Origin of the sequence: Amycolatopsis saalfeldensis (assembly GCF_900110575.1) — a bacterium.
GTDB lineage: Bacteria > Actinomycetota > Actinomycetes > Mycobacteriales > Pseudonocardiaceae > Amycolatopsis > Amycolatopsis saalfeldensis.
Map to the genome: position 1 here is coordinate 563,893 of NZ_FOEF01000003.1, position 16,205 is coordinate 580,097.

Consider the following 16,205-nt stretch of genomic DNA (forward strand, 5'->3'; position numbering starts at 1 on the left):
ACCGGCCCGGCTCTCGTCGCGTGCCCGCAAGGTGGCTCGCGCCAGCTCACTTGCCGTCTTCTCCAGATCGGCGGTCAACGGGTGCGGGGCGGGCCGTGCCGCGGCCGTCGGAGAGTCTAAGGCGACCGGCTGGTGCGGCCGGAGATCGGCCAGGAACGCGGCAAGCCCCGGTTCCGGGGGTGCGGCAGCGGGCGTCGTCAGTTCGAGACGCTGCTTGCGCCAGTTGACCATGGTGTCTCCCTCGAATGGCGCAATCCGATGGCAGGAGTGCCGATCCCAGGACGCCGACCGGGCACCAGCGCCGCCCTGACCGGCGGCCGTACGTCCATCTCGCGAAGGTCGTGACCCGGCGCGGGGACCGGTCCCGGCCGTTGTGGTCCGCGGCTCCACCTGCTCGACGGTCCCGTCTGTCCATATCGGACAGTAGCGCCGGGTTCCGGGACCGGCTGCGGACCTGGGCACCCCTGCCGTGACTGTGTGCCTGGTCACGGTGACGCGCCGTTTTTGTCGGTGGTGACCCGTATCCTGATCCGGTGAGCAGTCGACGGGTTCGAACCCCGTCGGCGCCCCCCCATTTCTTCCCGTGAGCGCCCCCGGCGCGGATCAGCAGGAGCCCCACGCATGACGCACACCACGAACGCCACCTCACCGGCCCGGGAGCGCGCGCCGTCCGCGCCCGGGCTGCTGATCGCGGTGCTGGTCGGATCGGCCTTCGTGATGATCCTCAACGAGACCATCCTCAGCGTCGCGCTGCGCGACCTCACCGCCGACCTCCGCGTGCCCACCACCACCATCCAGTGGCTGACCAGCGGATTCCTGCTCACCATGGCCGTGGTCATCCCGACCACGGGTTTCCTGCTCGAACGGTTCAGCCCGCGCAGCGTGTTCCTCTTCTCGATCTCGGCGTTCAGCCTCGGCACGCTGCTGTGCGGCGTGGCGCCCGGGTTCGGGCTGCTGCTGGTCGGCCGGATCGTGCAGGCCTGCGGCACCGCGGTGATGCTGCCGCTGCTGATGACCACGGTGATGCGCCTGGTGCCGGTGCACCGGCGGGGCGCGATGATGGGCACGATCAGCATCGTCATCGCCGTCGCGCCGGCGATCGGGCCGACCATCGGCGGGGCTGTGCTGTCCTCGCTGGGCTGGCGCTGGATGTTCTGGATCGTCCTGCCGCTCTCGCTCGCCGCACTGGTGATCGGCGCGGTGCGGCTGCGGATCACCAGTGAGACCCGCGCGGTGCCGCTCGACGTGGTGTCGGTGCTGCTGTCCGCGATCGGGTTCGGCGGCGTGCTGTACGGGCTGTCCACGGCCGGCGAATCCGGCGGTGCGCAGCCGTTCGTTCCGCCGTGGGTGGCGATCGGGGTCGGGGTCGTCGCACTGGTGGTGTTCACCTGGCGCCAGACCCGGCTGCAGCGCCGCGACCGGGCGCTGCTGGACCTGCGGCCGTTCACGCACCGCGGGTTCGTGGTGGCGCTGGTGCTCACCGCGCTGCTGTTCATGTGCCTGATCGGCGCGGGCGCGATCCTGCTGCCGCTGTACCTGCAGACCGTGCTGCACACCTCGACCCTGGTGAGCGGCCTGGCCGTGCTGCCCGGCGGGCTGGTCCTCGGCCTGCTCGGCCGCCCGGTCGGCGCCTGGTTCGACAAGGTCGGCTCCCGCCCGCTGGTCATCCCGGGCTCGGCGGCCATGGCGGTCGCGCTGTGGCTGTTCACCACCCTCGGACCGGGCTCGCCGCTGATCGCGGTGATCGCCATCCACGTGCTGCTGATGGCCGGGCTGGGCCTGATGATGACCCCGCTGATGACCGAGTCCCTCGGCGTGCTGCCCGACCACCTGTACTCCCACGGCAGCGCGATCCTCTCGACCCTGCAGCAGGTCGCCGGCGCGCTCGGCACCACCGTTTTCGTCACCGTCGCCACCGTCGCGAGCGCGAACGGTTCCGCCACCAGCCCGGACTCCTCAGGGCTGCACGCCGCGTTCATCGTCGCCGGCTGCATCGGCGTCGCGGCTTTCGGCATGTCATGGCTGGTGCGCTCCGCCCGCGCCACCACTTCGGAGCCCGCGCCGGAACTGGAGGCGAAACAGCCCTGACCGCTGTACCTCAGCGCCGGGCGTGGCTGCGGTTTCCGAGGCACGCCGTCACCTAGCTGCGGCGGCCGTAAGTGAGGCGCCGCGACAGGATTTCGGCTGGGTCACGGTAGTTGTGGTGTTGGATGCTGTGTTCGTTGTCGTGGGCTGTGTCGGTGCTGCGGCTTTTGGCATTCGCTCCCGGCAGCGGCTCTGGGCTGGGGGCGGAGCGGTCTTGAATGGTGTGCTTCGGTGCCGGGTGTGGCTGTGGTTGCCGAGGCGCACTGTCATCTAGCTGCGGCGGCGGTGAGTGAGGCTGCGCAGCAGGATTTCGTCGGCTGCGGTGGTCGCAGTGTTGGCTGCTGTGTTGATTGTCGCCGGGCTGCGGTTTTCGGCCTGCTGCGGTTCGTGCGGTCCCCGCGCGGCGCCGCTTCGGAGCCTGGGCTGGGGGCGGAGCGGTCTTGAGTGGTGTGCTTCGGTGCCGGGCGTGGCTGTGGTTCCCGAGGCGCACCGTCACCTAGCTGCTGCGGCGGTAAGTGAGGCGCCGCAACAGGATTTCGGCTGGGCCACGGTAGTTGTGGTGTTGGATGCTGTGTTCGTTGTCGTGGGCTGCGGCGTTCGGCGTGTGGTGGTTGGTGCGCTCCCGGCAGCGGCTCTGGGCTGGGGGCGGAGCGGTCTTGAGCGGTGTGCGTCGGCGCCGGGCGTGGCTGTGGTTGCCGAGGCGCACTGTCATCTAACTGCGACGGCGGTGAGTGAGGCTGCGCAGCAGGGTTTCGGCTCGGCTGCGGTGGTCGCGGTGTTGGCTGCTGTGTTGATTGTCGCCGGGCTGCGGTTTTCGGCCTGCTGCGGTTCGTGCGGTCCCGCGCGGCGCCGCTTCGGAGCCTGGGCTGGGGGCTGAGCGGTGTGCGTCGGCGCCGGGCGTGGCTGCGGTTGCCGAGGCACGCCGTCACCTAGCTGCGGCGGCGGTGAGTGAGGCGCCGCAACGGGATTTCGGCTGGGTCACGGTGGTTGTGGTGTTGGATGCTGTGTTCGTTGTCGTGGGCTGCGGCGTTCGGCGTGTGGTGGTTGGTGCGCTCCGTCCGTGGAGCCTGGGCTGGGGGCGGAGCAGCCCTGAGTGGTGTGCCTCGGCAACAGGCGCGGCTGTGGTTGCGGAGGCGCACCCTCTAGCCGCGGTTGCCGTGGGTGAGGTGCTGCAACAGGATCCGGATGGGCCGCGGTGGTTGAGGTGTTGATTGTCGCCGGTTGCATCGGGGGTTGTGGCGTTCGGTATGTCGTGGTTAGCACGCAGCACCGCCTCGGAGCCTGACCTGGAGGCGGAACAGTCCTGACCAGTGTGCCCCGGCAACAGGCGCGGCCGCCATCGCCGAGGCGCACCCTCACCTAGCCACGGCGGCCGTAAGTGAGGCGCCGCAACAGGATTTCGGCTGGGCCGCGGTAGTTGTGGCGTTGCATGAGGTACGCGCCCACCACGGTCGCCAGCCACACGGCCAGGCCGCATCCGGCGGCGATGAACGTGGGGCTGCCCCGGCCGTCGCCTAGGGATAGCAGGAACGGGGAGGCCAGTACCAGCCACGCGACCGTCTGGAAGAGGTAGCCGCTGAGTGAGCGTTGGCCCAGGGCCGCGACGGCGCCGATCATCAGGTTGTCGCGCGGTGCTGCCATCTTCTTCGACAGCCGGTGCGCGAGCAGGCCGAACAGGCACAGGTAGCCGATGCCGCCGAAGAAGCCGGAGCCTTCGTAGAGCAGCTTGACCGCTGGGCCGATGGCCGGGTCGACGGTCAGGAAACCGCCGCCGAGCAGTCCCATCGGCAGCCCGCCCAGTACGGCGACGCCGAGGCCGAGCGCTGCCCCGAGGCGCAGTCCGCGCAGGTGCTTCGCGGGCTCCTCCAGCACGCGCCGCCGGGCGGCCCAGGAGCCGACCCACACGAACAGGATGAACGGCAGCATGCTCAGCACGGTCCCGGGCCACTCCGTGAGCCGGTCCGCCACCGCGGCGCCGAAGCTGCCGGCCGCCATCGAGGGGGAGTCCTGGGTGGGGGCCGTGGACAGGCTGCCGGGAGTCCCGGTCGCCAGGCTGGTCACCACGACCACGGACAGCACGATGACAGTGCAGGCGGCGAGGCCGAGGTACCACAGCGGCACGCGGTAGAGCCGGTCCCCGCGGTGCAGCAGGACCAGGGTGAACACGATCCCGACCAGCCCGTAAGCGCCGAGGATGTCCCCGGCGAACAGCAGGATCCCGTGCACCAGGCCGAAAACGAACAGCCACGCGTTGCGCCGGACCAGCACCCGGCGCACCGCGGCCGGCGTGCTCCCCGCCGCCTCCTGCCGGCGCGCGAGCTGGACCAGCGCGTAGCCGAACATGATCGCGAACAGCGGGATTCCCCTGGAGTGCACGAACAAGAACAGGAACACCGTGTACACGCCCTCCGCGCCGTGCGGTGTCTTGTCCAGCCCTGGCCCGGTCGCGAAGAAGACCGAAGCGCTGTTGGCCAGCGCGATGATCAGCAGCATCGCCCCGCGCGCCAGGTCGGGTGCCAGCGCGCGTTCCCCCGGGCGCACAGGGCCGCGCACGGCTCTCGGCGCGGCGGGATGGGTCTCAGTAGCCATGGTTTCCCCCGGTCGTTGTTAGTGTACGTCGGATACTATCCCATGGATACTAAGTCGTGCGCAATGATGTCCGCCAGAGGCAGCCGATTCACCGGAGGAAGCGGACCGTGACGGAAACAGGAAAGGTGCCCGCGGTGCTGGCGCGCCTGTGGCGGCTGCCGTCCGGGCCGCGGCTCGGCCGGCCCGCCGAGCTGGACGTGGACCGGGTCGTGCGCGCGGCGGTGGACCTGGCCGACCGCGACGGGCTGGACGGCGTCACCCTGCTGAAGGTGGCGCAGGAACTGGGCGTCACCAAGATGTCCCTGTACCGGCACGTCGGCTCGAAGGGCGAGCTGTTCGGGCTGATGGCGGACTTCGCCACCGGCGCGCCCCCGGAGATCGACGCCGAGGACTGGCGCGAGGGGGCCCGTCAGTGGGCCAACGCCCACCGGGACATCTACCGGCGGCGGCCGTGGATGGTGCACCTGCCCGTTTCGGGACCGCCCGGCGGGCCCGGCGCGATCGGCTGGATGGACGCGCTGCTCGGCGTCCTGCGCGGCACCGGCCTCGACTGGGCCACGAAGGTGAGCGTGCTGAACCTGCTCGGCGGCTACGTCCGCCAGGCCAGCACGGTGACGCAGCAGCTCGCCGAGGGCCGCCGTGCCTCCGGCCGCGAGCAGGCCGAGATCGAGCAGGACTACGGCCGGTCGCTGATCCACCTGGTCGACCGGGACCGGTTCCCGGACGCGGCGGGGCTTTTCGCGTCCGCCCTGTTCGAGGGGCCGACCGGGGACACGGACCCGGGGGACCGGGAGTTCGCGTTCGGCCTGGAGCTGATCCTCGACGGCCTCGCCGCGACCGTCGCCAGGACCCGTCCCGCCGGATGACGACCCGCCGGATGACGACCCGCCGGATGACGCCGCGGAACCGGCCCCGGCGGCGGGAATGCCTTACCCGCCAACGAAAAAGCCCGGGCCGGCCGGCGTAGTGCCGACCGGCCCGGGCCTCAGGACCGCAAGACCTCAGAACGTCAAGCTCAGCCGAGGTCGAAGCGGTCGTTGCTCATCACCTTGTCCCACGCGGCCACGAAGTCGCGCACGAACTTCTCCTTGGCGTCGTCGCTCGCGTAGACCTCCGCGAGGGCGCGCAGCTCGGAGTTCGAGCCGAACAGCAGGTCCACGCGGCTGCCGGTCCACTTGACCGCACCGGAGCCGTCACGGGCCTCGAAGCTCTCCGGGTACGCCCCGTCCTCCGCCGCCGTCCACTCCGTGCCCAGGTCGAGCAGGTTGGCGAAGAAGTCGTTGGTCAGCGTGCCCGGGGCCGTGGTGAACACCCTCGCCGAGGACTGCTGATGGTTCGCGCCCAGCACCCGCAGGCCACCCACGAGCACGGTCATCTCCGGCGCGCTCAGGTTCAGCAGGTTCGCGCGGTCGACCAGCAAGTACTCCGACGGCAGCTTGTTGCCCTTGCCGCGGTAGTTGCGGAAACCGTCGGCGGACGGCTCCAGCGGCGCGAACGAGTCGGCGTCGGTCTGCTCCTCCGTGGCGTCGGTGCGGCCCGGCGCGAACGGCACCGGCACCTCGAAGCCGCCGTCCTTCGCGGCCTTCTCGACCGCGGCGACGCCGCCCAGCACGATGAGGTCGGCCAGCGAGATCTTCTTGCCGCCGGTCTGCCCGCCGTTGAACGACTCCTGGATGCCCTCGAGTGTGCTGAGCACCTGGGTCAGCGTCTCGGGCTCGTTGACCTCCCAGCCGCGCTGCGGCTCGAGGCGGATGCGCGCGCCGTTGGCGCCACCGCGCTTGTCACCACTGCGGAAGGTCGAGGCCGAAGCCCACGCGGTCGAGACGAGCTGCGCGACGGTCAGGCCCGAGCCGAGGATCTTGGCCTTGAGGTCCGCGATCTCGGCGTCGCCCACCAGCTCGTGGTCGACGGGCGGGACGCGGTCCTGCCAGATCAGCTCTTCGGCCGGGACCAGCGGGCCGAGGTAACGCTGGATCGGGCCCATGTCGCGGTGGGTGAGCTTGAACCAGGCGCGGGCGAACGCGTCCGCGAACTGGTCCGGGTTCTCGTAGAACCGCCGCGAGATCGGCTCGTAGACCGGGTCGAACCGGAGCGCGAGGTCACTGGTCAGCATGGACGGGCTGCGGTTGAGCTTGCCGTCCTCGGGGTCCGGCACGGTGTTCTTCGCCTTGCCGTCCTTCGGCGTCCACTGGTTCGCGCCGGCCGGGCTCTGGGTGAGCTCCCAGTCGTACTCGAACAGGTTGTGGAAGAACCAGTTGCTCCACTGGGCCGGGGTCGGGGTCCAGGTGACCTCGAGCCCGGAGCCGATGGCGTCGCGGCCCTTGCCGGAGCCGAAGTCGTTCTTCCAGCCCAGGCCCTGCTGCTCCAGCGGCGCGGCCTCGGGCTCGGGGCCCTTGTGCGACTCCGGTCCCGCGCCGTGGGTCTTGCCGAAGGTGTGCCCGCCGGCGATCAGCGCGACGGTCTCCTCGTCGTTCATCGCCATACGGCTGAAGGTCTCGCGGATGTCGCGCGCCGAGGCGAGCGGGTCCGGGTTCCCGTTGGGGCCCTCGGGGTTGACGTAGATCAGGCCCATCTGGACGGCGGCGAGCGGCTTCTCCAGCTCGCGGTCGCCGGTGTAGCGCTCGTCGTCGAGCCAGACGCGCTCCGGGCCCCAGTACACGTCCTCGTCGGGCTCCCACACGTCCGCGCGGCCGCCGGCGAAGCCGAAGGTCTTGAAGCCCATGGTCTCCAGGGCGCGGTTGCCGGTGAAGATCATCAGGTCCGCCCACGAGATCTTGCGGCCGTACTTCTTCTTGACCGGCCACAGCAGCCGGCGCGCCTTGTCCAGGTTCACGTTGTCCGGCCAGCTGTTCAGCGGCGCGAACCGCTGCATGCCGGCGCCCGCGCCGCCGCGGCCGTCCTCGATGCGGTAGGTGCCCGCGCTGTGCCACGCCATCCGGATCATCAGCGGGCCGTAGTGGCCGAAGTCCGCGGGCCACCAGTCCTGCGAGGTGGTCAGCAGGGCGTCGACGTCGGCGGCCAGCGCGTCGAGGTCGACGGTCCGGAACTCGGCCGCGTAGTCGAAGTCGCTGTCCATCGGGTCGGCCACGGCCGGGTGCTTGCGGAGGATCTTCAGGTTGAGCTGGTTGGGCCACCACTCACGGTTGCTGCCGCCCTCGGTGGGGTGGCCGAGGCGCCCGGCCGCGACCGGGCAGCCGCCCGCGCTCTCCTCGTTCTTCTCGCCGACGACGGCGTCAGGGCTGTCAGACACAGAAATCCTTCCGGTTTCGGTGGTGGTGCTCAGGATGTGAGCGCGGTGCAGTCGGGACACAGGCCCCAGAAGATGACCTCGGCTTCGTCGATCGTGAACCCGTGATCATCGGAGGCAGTCAAGCAGGGCGCGGGACCCACGGCGCAATCGACGTCGGCCACCACCCCGCACGATCGGCACACGACGTGGTGATGGTTGTCCCCGACGCGTGCCTCGTACCGCGCGACGGAGCCCGGCGGTTCGATCCGCCGCAGCAGGCCCGCCGTGGTCAGCGCCCGCAGCACGTCGTAGACGGCCTGGTGGGACACGCCGCCGAGGTCGGTCCGCACGACGCCGATGATCGAATCGGTGTCGGCGTGCGGGTGGTCGTGGACCGCGGACAGCACCGCCAGCCGTGGGCGGGTCACGCGCAGGGAGACCCCGCGGAGCATCCGCTCGAAGTCCGAAGCTGTGGGCACGGCCGAAGTCTGCCCCATTTTCTGGAGTCAATCAAGTTCAGCGGCCGATGCGCGAGTCGTTCGGGTGACGCGGGCCGCTCAGTCGGAGGGCCCGCGCAGGGTCAGCACGACCCGGAGCACGTGCTCGACGGCGGCCGGGAACACCGCGGCGCGCAGCTCGCCGCGGGTGGCCAGGTTCCGGGCGGCGAAGTCCAGCATGTGGTCCGGCCCCAGCCGCCGGACCAGCAGCGCGGCCAGTTCCTCCAGGTCGAGGCCCGGGTGGTCCAGCCGGGTCAGGGCGAGCTCGACGATGAGTTCGTCGTCGGTCATCGTCCCCGGTTCCGAGCCGGGCGGGCCACCCGGGCCTGTCGCGCCCTGATCCTGTTCCACACCGTCGAGCTTAGCCATTTCCCGGCGGTGGCCGGTCGCCTCAGCCGCGGGGGTCGAACGGGATGCCGCCCGGCTTGGCCGCGGTGAGCAGGTCCTCGAACCGGCCGTCGCTGATCTTGATCGTGGCCGCGCCGAAGTCCGCGCTCATGAGCTTGTCCCGCAGCGCGGTGCCGGGCCAGCCGTCCCAGCCGACGATCGGCGGCTGGCGCCAGGTGTGGTAGTAGTTCTCCGGCGGCTCGTCGTTCCCGTTGGCCAGGCGGAAGAAGTGCGTGCCGAGGCCGTCCTTGTGGTAGACGGTCTTGGGGTGCGTGCCGTCGAAGAGCACCTGTGCGCGCGGGTAGGTGACCTGGCTGCTGTGCTGCGTGGTGCTCACGTACTCGACCTGGTTGCTCGACTGGTCGATCCAGGAGATCACGTGCTCCCAGTCGTGCCGGTGGCCGCCGAGGCCGCTGCCGTCCACGGCCTGGTCCTTCTCGAAGTAGCTGGCGTAGATCACGGCGCACCAGCCGTTGTTGCACTTCGACCGGGCGTAGGTCTGGGAGTTGTCCAGGTCGGACTGGTCGTGGCAGTTGCCGTTCACCGCGCCGGTGGTGTTCAGCCCCGGCGCGAGGGTGCCGTCCGGCCCGATGGCGGGGGTGGCGTAACAGCCGTCGCCGTCGTAGTCGTAGGCCGGGGAGAACGAGGCCTCGTAGCCGTTCGCGTTCTGCGGCAGGTTGTGCGGCGGGTCGGCGTGGGCCGCCGACACGGGGACCAGCACCGCCACCGCGGTGAGGCCGAGCACGGTCCCGATCCGGGAGCGCGTGCGCCTGGCCGATACCTTCGTCATGTCTGTTTCCTCGCCTCGACGCCGTTGTGCCTGCGTCCTTTCTCCCGGTCCGCCCGCGGTCCTGTCCAGGCCCGGCCCGCTCAGCGGGAATGAAAAAACGGCCAACCCCGGTGAAACGGCCGGGTCAGGCTCGGTGGGCCGGCGCGAGGTCTATCCAGTAACGGCGCGCAGGGCGGGTGGTTTCGAGCACCCCGCCGTTCAGCTCGATTGTCTTGGCGGAGGCCAGGTTCCCCGTCTCGCAGACGAGCAGGACCCGGCGCAGGCCCGCGGTGCGCGCGAGGACGAGCATGCGGCCCAGCGCCCAGGACGCCAGGCCGCGGCGGCGCGCCGACGGGCGGATGCCGTAGCCGATGTGGCCGGCCCGGCGGGTGAAGTCGTCGTCGCGGTGCCGCAGCGCGATCCCGCCGAGCACCCGGCCGTCCTCGACGATCCACCGGAACGTGCAGCGCGCGCGGGACGGGTCCGGCTCGTCGGCGAGCAACGCCACCCAGGCCGCGAACCCGGACGGCGACTCTACCTCGTCGCCGTCGTCCAGCCCGAACCCGTCCTCGTGCGCGCCGGGCCCCCACTCGTGGTGCGCCTCGAGCCAGGCCGCGTGCAGCCGGGCGGTGGGCGCGATCAGCTCGGGCATGAACCGAGGCTACCGAGCTTCAGTTCACCAGCACGATCTTCCCGCGTGCGTGGCGGCTTTCGCTCAGTTCGTGCGCGGCGGCGGCTTCGGTCAGCGGGAACGCGGCGGCGACCGGTATCCGCAGCCGTCCCTCGTCGGCGAGCTTCACCGCCAGCGCCAAGGCGTGCACCGCGAGGGGATCCGCGGTGCCCACGGTCTTGCCGGTTTCGTCGGACGGCGCGCCGTGCGACAGGTGGACGCCGTGGGCCGCCGCGGTGGTGTCGGCGATCGTCACCACTCGCGCGGCGTCGCCCGCGATGGCGACGAGGTCCGGCAGCGCGCCGCCGGCGCAGTCGAACACCGCGTCCACTCCGGACGGTGCGAGCGCGTGGATCCGTTCGGCCAGGCCGGTTCCGTAGGTCGTCGGCACCGCGCCGAGGGAACGCAGGAATTCGTGGTTGCGTTCGCCGGCGGTGCCGATGACCGTGGCCCCGCGGGCGGCCGCGAGCTGGACGGCGACGGTGCCGACGCCGCCGGCCGCACCCTGGATCAGCACGGTGTGCCCGGCGCCGACCGCGAGCCGGTCCAGCACCCGGGTGGCCGACTCGACGGCTCCCGCGGCGCCGCCGGATTCCTCCCAGCCCCACGCCGACGGTTTGGCGGCCCAGGCGGCCAGGACGTCGAAGTCGGCGTTGGCGCCGCGCGCGGCCATCGTGGTCCAGCCGAACACCTCGTCTCCCATGGCCACGCCGGTGACGCCTTCGCCGATCTCGTCCACGACCCCCGCGGCGTCGAACCCGGTCCGGTAGGGGAACTCCGGCGTCACCGCGGCGCGCATCTCCCCGGAGCGGATGCGGACCTCCCCGGCCGAGAGCCCGGAGGCCCGCACGGCGATGCGGATTTGACCCGCTCCGGCGTGCGGCTCCGGCACTTCGGCGACGCGCACCACGTCGGCGGCCGGGCCGTAATCGGTGAACTCGATTGCTCTCATGAATCGAACGTAACCGGGGCACCCCGCCCGGTTGGCTAAAGTGAGAGTGGTGACGGCTCAAGTGGGAACGCAGCTCCGCTCGGACGCCCGTGACAACCGCGGGCGCATCCTCGCGGCCGCTCGCGCCGCCTTCGCCGCGGAGGGCTTCACGGTGCCGATCCGCGAGATCGCCCGGCGTGCCGGGGTCGGCGTCGCGACCGTCTACCGGCACTTCGAGACCAAGGAAGCACTGCTGGCCCAAGCCTTCGCCGAGGAGCTGACGCCGTGCTCGGCGATCGTCGAGGAGGGGCTGGCCGCGGCCGACCCGTGGCGCGGGTTCGGCCTGGTGATCGAGCGGCTGATGGAGGTCCGTGCCCTCGACCGGGGCCTCGCCCGCGTGTTCACGGCGCGGTTCCCGGACCCGGCCGAATTCGCCGAAGACCGCGACCGGACGCTGCGCCTGCTGCTCGAACTGGTGCGGCGCGCCAAGGAAACCGGTGCCCTGCGCGCGGATTTCGTGCTGGAGGACATCAGCCTGGCGCTGATGGCGAACGAGGGCATCCGCGCCGCCTCGCCCGGGGCCAGAGTGGCCGCCTCACGCCGGTTCGCCGCGCTGATGCTCCAGTCTTTCCAGGCGGAGCCGGTCGCGGCCGAGCTGCCACCGGCGGTCCGGCTGCCGGTCTCGCGGCGCTGACCCCGGCGCCCGGCTCCATGCCGGGCAACGGGCGGAGGCGGGCAGCCCCTACTTCAGCAGCGCGCCCAGCCGGTGGGCCGCGGCGACGACCAGCCGGCCCAGCCGGTCCGGGTCGGGGGCTTCGAACAGGGAGAGCCCGATGCTGGTTTCGGCGGCGTCCCGGCCGGTCGGGACCACCGCGGAAATCCCGGTGATGCCCGGCGCTATCTCCCCGGTCGACACGGCGTAACCCCGTTCGCGGGCCCGGGCCACCTCTTCGCGCTCGCCCGCCACCGCGGGGCGCGCGGCGAGCATGGCCAGCCCGGCGGAGCCGCGGCCGATCGGGTCCAGCTGCCCGGAGCGGAACGCCACGTGCATCCGGGCTTGCCGCGGCTCGACGATCATCAGCATCCGGACCTGCTCCGCGTTTTCGCGCACGACCAGGTGCGCCGACGCCTCGGCCGCGTCCGTCAGCTCCTCCAGTACCGGCCGGGCGAGGGTCCGCAGATCCTGCTCGACGGGCTCGGCCAGCCGCACCAGCCCGGTGCCCAGCGAGATCCGCTTGAACCGGTCCCGGCGGCAGAGGTGGTGCGCTTCGAGCGTGCGGACCAGCCGGTGCGCGACCGTGCGGTGCACCCCGATGCCCTCGGCGATCTCGGTCAGCGACAGCCCCTGCGGGTGCGTGACCAGCAGCTCCAGCACCTGCAGCCCGTGGTGCAGCGTTTTGGACGTGCCCGACGCGCCCGGCGGCCCGCTCGGATCCGGAATGGACACACGACTCCCTTGACTACCGCCGATGGTGCGACCTACTGTCTTCTCATATTCGCACACTGCGTGCGAATATAGCACGTTTAACGGTGACGGGGCAATGGAGGTTCCGATGACAGAGGGAGTCCCGGCCGAGGACGTGCTCGCGGTGCATCAGCTCTACGGCCGCCAGAGCCACGCCATCGACTCGGGCCGCGCGCACGAGTGGGCCGCGACCTTCACCCCGGACGGCGAGTTCGTCTCGCCCAGCTACCCGGCGCCCTCGGCCGGTACGGCCGAGCTGGTCGCGTTCGCCGAGCGGTTCCACGCCGGCTGCCTCGCCTCGGGCGAGACGCTGCGGCACGTGATCAGCACGGTCGACGTCCACCCTGGCGACGCGCCGGACGAGCTGTCCGCCCACGCGTACCTGCAGATCATCGGCGGGTCACCGCCGCGGCTGCACCGGCTGACCGTGGTCGCCGACGAACTGCGCCGCACCGCCGACGGCTGGCGGATCCGGCGTCGCACCGTTCATCGCGACGCCTGAACAGCCGTAGTACCAAAGAAAAAAGGAGAACGCAGGCATGACGAGCTATGAGCCCACCGGTTCCGGGCGGGTGCTGCACCAGCCGGTGACCGCGCGCTACCCGGAGCTGCCGGGCAAGGTCGCGGTGATCACCGGGGCGGCGCGGGGGATGGGCGCCCGATTCGCGGCCGGACTCGCGACGCGGGGCGTCGACGTCGTCGCGGGCGACATCAACGGCGAGGCCATGACCGCCACCGCCGAAGAGCTGAACGCGGCCAACGGGTCGCTGGAAGAGAAGCCCGGCCGGATCGTCGCGTCCACTGTGGACGTCACCAAGCCGGAGGAGCACCTCGCGCTGGCGCGGCGGGCCGTCGACGAGTTCGGCCGGATCGACTTCTGGGTCAACAACGCCGGGATCTTCCCGTTCGCGGAGGTCGCGGACATCTCCGCCGAGCAGATCCGCGCGACCCTGTCGGTGAACGTCGAGGGGGTGCTGTTCGGCGCCCAGGCGGCGGCCGCGCACCTGCGGCCCGGCGGCGCGATCGTGAACATGTCCTCGGTGTCCGCCGTGCGCGTGCGCCGGGGCCGGGGTGCCTATTGCAGCTCCAAGGCCGCGGTCGCGCACCTGACCGAATCGCTCGCGGTCGAGCTGGGGGACCAGGGAATCCGCGTCAACGCGATCGCCCCCGGCTACATCGACACCGAGATGACGCGCTGGATCCAGGACGACGCCCCCGCGCTGGCGAAAGCGCTCGAAGCCGTGCCGCTGCACCGGATCGGCTCGCCCGAGGAGGTCTTCGGGGTGCTGCTGTTCCTGCTCTCGGACAGCGCGCGGTACGTCACCGGGCACAGCATCGCGGTCGACGGCGGCTCCCGGCATGTCTGAGGCCCGCGAACCGGTGCGTTACCCGGACGTCGTGCTGGTCACCGGCGCGGCGAACGGGATGGGCGCCCACCACGCCCGCGCGCTCGGCGCCCGCGGGGTGCACGTGTGCGCCGCGGACGTGGCCGACGCGTCCGGGGTCGTCGGGGAGATCGCCGCCGCGGGCGGCTCGGCGTCGGCGCACACGCTCGACGTGACCGACCCCGCGCGGTGGGCGGCCGTGGTCGAGCAGATCCGGGTGGACCACGGCTCGCTCGGCGGGCTGGTCAACAACGCCGGCATCTCCCGCCGGCTGGAGTTCATGGACACCACCGCGGAAGTCTGGGACCGGGTGCTGGCGGTCAACCTGTCCGGCCCGTTCCACGGGATGCGGGCGGCGGCACCGCTGATCCGGGACTCCGGCGGCGGGTCGATCGTCAACATCTCGTCGATCTCCGGGCAGATCGGCTACTTCTCGCCCGCGTACTCCTCGAGCAAGTGGGGCCTGACCGGACTGTCGAAGTCCGCGGCGGGAAACCTGGCCCGCTGGGGCATCCGGGTCAACTCGGTGCACCCCGGGCTGGTCGGCACGGCGCTGCTGGCCGGCGCGGACGCGTTCGTCGAGTCCGCTGTGGACAGTATCCCCGCGGGCCGGGTGGGCACGCCGGACGAGATCACCGACGCGGTGCTCTTCCTGCTCTCGGACCGGTCCACCTACCTGACCGGGAGCGAGGTCACCGTCGACGGCGGCCTGGTCTCCAACGGTCTCTACCACCGCATCCTCGCGGGCGCCGGAGGTGACCTCGGATGAGCGAGAATCAGGTCGACGTCGTGGTGATCGGGGGCGGTGGGGCGGGGCTCGCCGCCGCCGTCTCCGCGGCCGAGCAGGGTGCGTCGGTGCTGCTGTTCGAAGCGGAACGGGAGCTGGGCGGTTCGACGCAGCTGTCCGCGGGCATGCTGACCGCGGCCGGCACCAGCGTGCAGGCCGGGCTCGGCGTCGAGGACAGCGCGGAAAAGTTCTTCCAGCACTACCAGGACCTCAACCAGTGGCTGCTGAAACCCGGCCTGGTGCGCGCGTTCTGCGAGCACGCGGGGCCTTCGGTCGAGTGGCTGCTCGGGCTCGGCGTGGAGATCCCCGCGAAGGTGTCCCACGACGCGCACACCCCGGGGCTGACCCGGGCGGGCGTGGAAGACGTCTGGCGTGGGCACGTGCCGAAGGACCAGGGTTACGGGCTGGTCCAGGTGCTCGACCGGGCGCGGCGGCGGCTCGGCGCCGAGGCGGTGCTGAACACCCGGGTCGAACGGCTGCTGGTGGACGGCGGCCGGGTCGCCGGGGTGGTCGCGGACGGGATCGACGTGCGGGCCGGGGCGGTGGTCGTGACCACCGGCGGGTTCGCCCGGGACCCGGCACTGCGGGCCCGGTACTACCCGGACGCCGAGGCGGCGGGGGAAGACCTGTTCGTCGTCGCGGCCCCCGGCTCGCGCGGCGACCACTTCGGGTTCGGCGAGCAGGTCGGCGCGTCCATCGCGGGTGAGGGCTGGGGCCTGCTGCTGCCCACGGCCTACTTCCAGCGGCTGCACCACTGGCAGTCCGGTTTCCCGCCGCCGTCACGGGTCCTGGTCAACGCCCATGGCCGCCGTTTCATGGACGAGGACGCGTCGTACGCCGTGTCCAGCGGCATCATCAGCGCCCAGGACGGTCCAGTGTGGACGGTCTTCGACGAGCGCGCGCGGGCCGGGCTGCCCCCGGGGTACGCGCACTGGGACGCTGCGCACGTCCTCGCCGAAGCCGAGGCCGGACGCACGTTGCGCGCGGACACCGTCGAGGAGCTGGCCGGGAAGATGGGCGTGCCCGCGGCGGCCTTGCGCGCGACCGTCGACCGCTGGAACACCCAGCTCCCGGCCGGCGGCGAGGACCCGGAGTTCCTGCGGCACCGCACGTTGGCGGCCAAGGGCGTGACCGGGCCGCCGGAGCCGATCGGGCAGCCGCCGTTCCACGCGGCGCGCACCCTGCCCGCCGAACTGGTCTGCACCCACGCGGGCCTGGAGATCAACGCCGGCGCCGCGGTCCTCGACGAGCGGGGGAACCCGGTCCCCGGGCTGTTCGCCGCGGGGGAGGCGGGCGCCGGGGTGCTCGGCCCGCGGTACGTCGGGGGCGGCAACGCCGTCGCCAACGCCATCACCATGGGCCGGATCGCCGGCCGCGCCGCCGCGGAAAACGCTTCGGGAACCTGAGCGCC

The 16,205-nt window shown here is 71.8% G+C and carries 15 protein-coding genes; 7 read left to right on the top strand and 8 right to left on the bottom strand.

What is annotated here, in order from left to right; genetic code table 11:
• Positions 1-621 precede the first annotated feature (621 nt).
• Positions 622-2,088 (top strand): DHA2 family efflux MFS transporter permease subunit, encoded by a 1,467-nt coding sequence (locus tag BMY97_RS10215; RefSeq protein WP_091615878.1) that lies wholly within the window; start codon positions 622-624, stop codon positions 2,086-2,088.
• Positions 2,089-3,444: 1,356 nt separating this feature from the next.
• Here the strand turns inward: BMY97_RS10215 and BMY97_RS10220 are convergent.
• Positions 3,445-4,674 carry a DUF418 domain-containing protein gene (locus BMY97_RS10220; protein ID WP_177231260.1) on the bottom strand — a complete coding sequence of 410 codons (1,230 nt, stop codon included), beginning with the start codon at positions 4,672-4,674 and terminating at the stop codon, positions 3,445-3,447.
• A gap of 107 nt (positions 4,675-4,781) precedes the next feature.
• On the opposite strand from BMY97_RS10220, the gene BMY97_RS10225 reads away from it, so the two are divergent.
• Positions 4,782-5,540, top strand: a complete 759-nt coding sequence (locus BMY97_RS10225) for a TetR/AcrR family transcriptional regulator (protein WP_218156747.1) — start codon at positions 4,782-4,784, stop codon at positions 5,538-5,540.
• Positions 5,541-5,689: 149 nt separating this feature from the next.
• Here BMY97_RS10225 and katG read toward each other — a convergent pair whose 3' ends face one another.
• The 6 genes from katG to BMY97_RS10255 all read right to left on the bottom strand — a co-directional run bounded on the left by katG (position 5,690) and on the right by BMY97_RS10255 (position 11,178).
• Entirely contained in the window at positions 5,690-7,924 is a 2,235-nt protein-coding gene (gene katG, locus BMY97_RS10230; protein ID WP_091615885.1) for a catalase/peroxidase HPI, read from the bottom strand.
• Positions 7,925-7,953: 29 nt separating this feature from the next.
• Positions 7,954-8,382, bottom strand: a complete 429-nt coding sequence (locus BMY97_RS10235; protein ID WP_091616315.1) for a Fur family transcriptional regulator — start codon at positions 8,380-8,382, stop codon at positions 7,954-7,956.
• Between the two features lie 78 nt (positions 8,383-8,460).
• On the bottom strand, positions 8,461-8,691 hold the full coding sequence (locus BMY97_RS10240) for a hypothetical protein (protein WP_091615891.1): 231 nt from the start codon (positions 8,689-8,691) through the stop codon (positions 8,461-8,463).
• Between the two features lie 100 nt (positions 8,692-8,791).
• Positions 8,792-9,577 (bottom strand): NPP1 family protein, encoded by a 786-nt coding sequence (locus BMY97_RS10245; protein WP_091615894.1) that lies wholly within the window; start codon positions 9,575-9,577, stop codon positions 8,792-8,794.
• 124 nt (positions 9,578-9,701) lie between these two features.
• Positions 9,702-10,208: a GNAT family N-acetyltransferase gene (locus BMY97_RS10250; RefSeq protein ID WP_091615897.1), complete on the bottom strand. Its 507-nt coding sequence runs from the start codon at positions 10,206-10,208 to the stop codon at positions 9,702-9,704.
• Between the two features lie 19 nt (positions 10,209-10,227).
• Positions 10,228-11,178, bottom strand: coding sequence for an NADP-dependent oxidoreductase (locus BMY97_RS10255; protein WP_091615899.1), 951 nt, complete (start codon positions 11,176-11,178; stop codon positions 10,228-10,230).
• Between the two features lie 49 nt (positions 11,179-11,227).
• Here BMY97_RS10255 and BMY97_RS10260 point away from each other — a divergent pair, with 49 nt between their 5' ends.
• Positions 11,228-11,851, top strand: coding sequence for a TetR/AcrR family transcriptional regulator (locus BMY97_RS10260; protein WP_091615902.1), 624 nt, complete (start codon positions 11,228-11,230; stop codon positions 11,849-11,851).
• 48 nt (positions 11,852-11,899) lie between these two features.
• On the opposite strand, the gene BMY97_RS10265 is transcribed toward BMY97_RS10260, so the two are convergent.
• Positions 11,900-12,604: an IclR family transcriptional regulator gene (locus BMY97_RS10265; RefSeq protein WP_245787246.1), complete on the bottom strand. Its 705-nt coding sequence runs from the start codon at positions 12,602-12,604 to the stop codon at positions 11,900-11,902.
• Positions 12,605-12,710: 106 nt separating this feature from the next.
• Between BMY97_RS10265 and BMY97_RS10270 the strand changes: the two genes are divergently transcribed.
• Genes BMY97_RS10270 through BMY97_RS10285 form a run of 4 tightly spaced genes read left to right on the top strand, consistent with a single transcriptional unit; the run spans position 12,711 to position 16,200 of the window.
• Positions 12,711-13,124, top strand: a complete 414-nt coding sequence (locus BMY97_RS10270; protein WP_091615904.1) for a nuclear transport factor 2 family protein — start codon at positions 12,711-12,713, stop codon at positions 13,122-13,124.
• 37 nt (positions 13,125-13,161) lie between these two features.
• Positions 13,162-13,989 carry an SDR family NAD(P)-dependent oxidoreductase gene (locus tag BMY97_RS10275; RefSeq protein WP_091615907.1) on the top strand — a complete coding sequence of 276 codons (828 nt, stop codon included), beginning with the start codon at positions 13,162-13,164 and terminating at the stop codon, positions 13,987-13,989.
• Positions 13,982-14,776 (top strand): SDR family NAD(P)-dependent oxidoreductase, encoded by a 795-nt coding sequence (locus BMY97_RS10280; RefSeq protein ID WP_091615910.1) that lies wholly within the window; start codon positions 13,982-13,984, stop codon positions 14,774-14,776. The genes BMY97_RS10275 and BMY97_RS10280 overlap by 8 nt, the downstream gene beginning before the upstream one ends.
• The gene (locus BMY97_RS10285) at positions 14,773-16,200 is read left to right on the top strand and encodes an FAD-dependent oxidoreductase (RefSeq protein ID WP_091615912.1); all 1,428 of its coding nucleotides are present in this window, start codon (positions 14,773-14,775) and stop codon (positions 16,198-16,200) included. The genes BMY97_RS10280 and BMY97_RS10285 overlap by 4 nt, the downstream gene beginning before the upstream one ends.
• Positions 16,201-16,205: the final 5 nt, after the last annotated feature.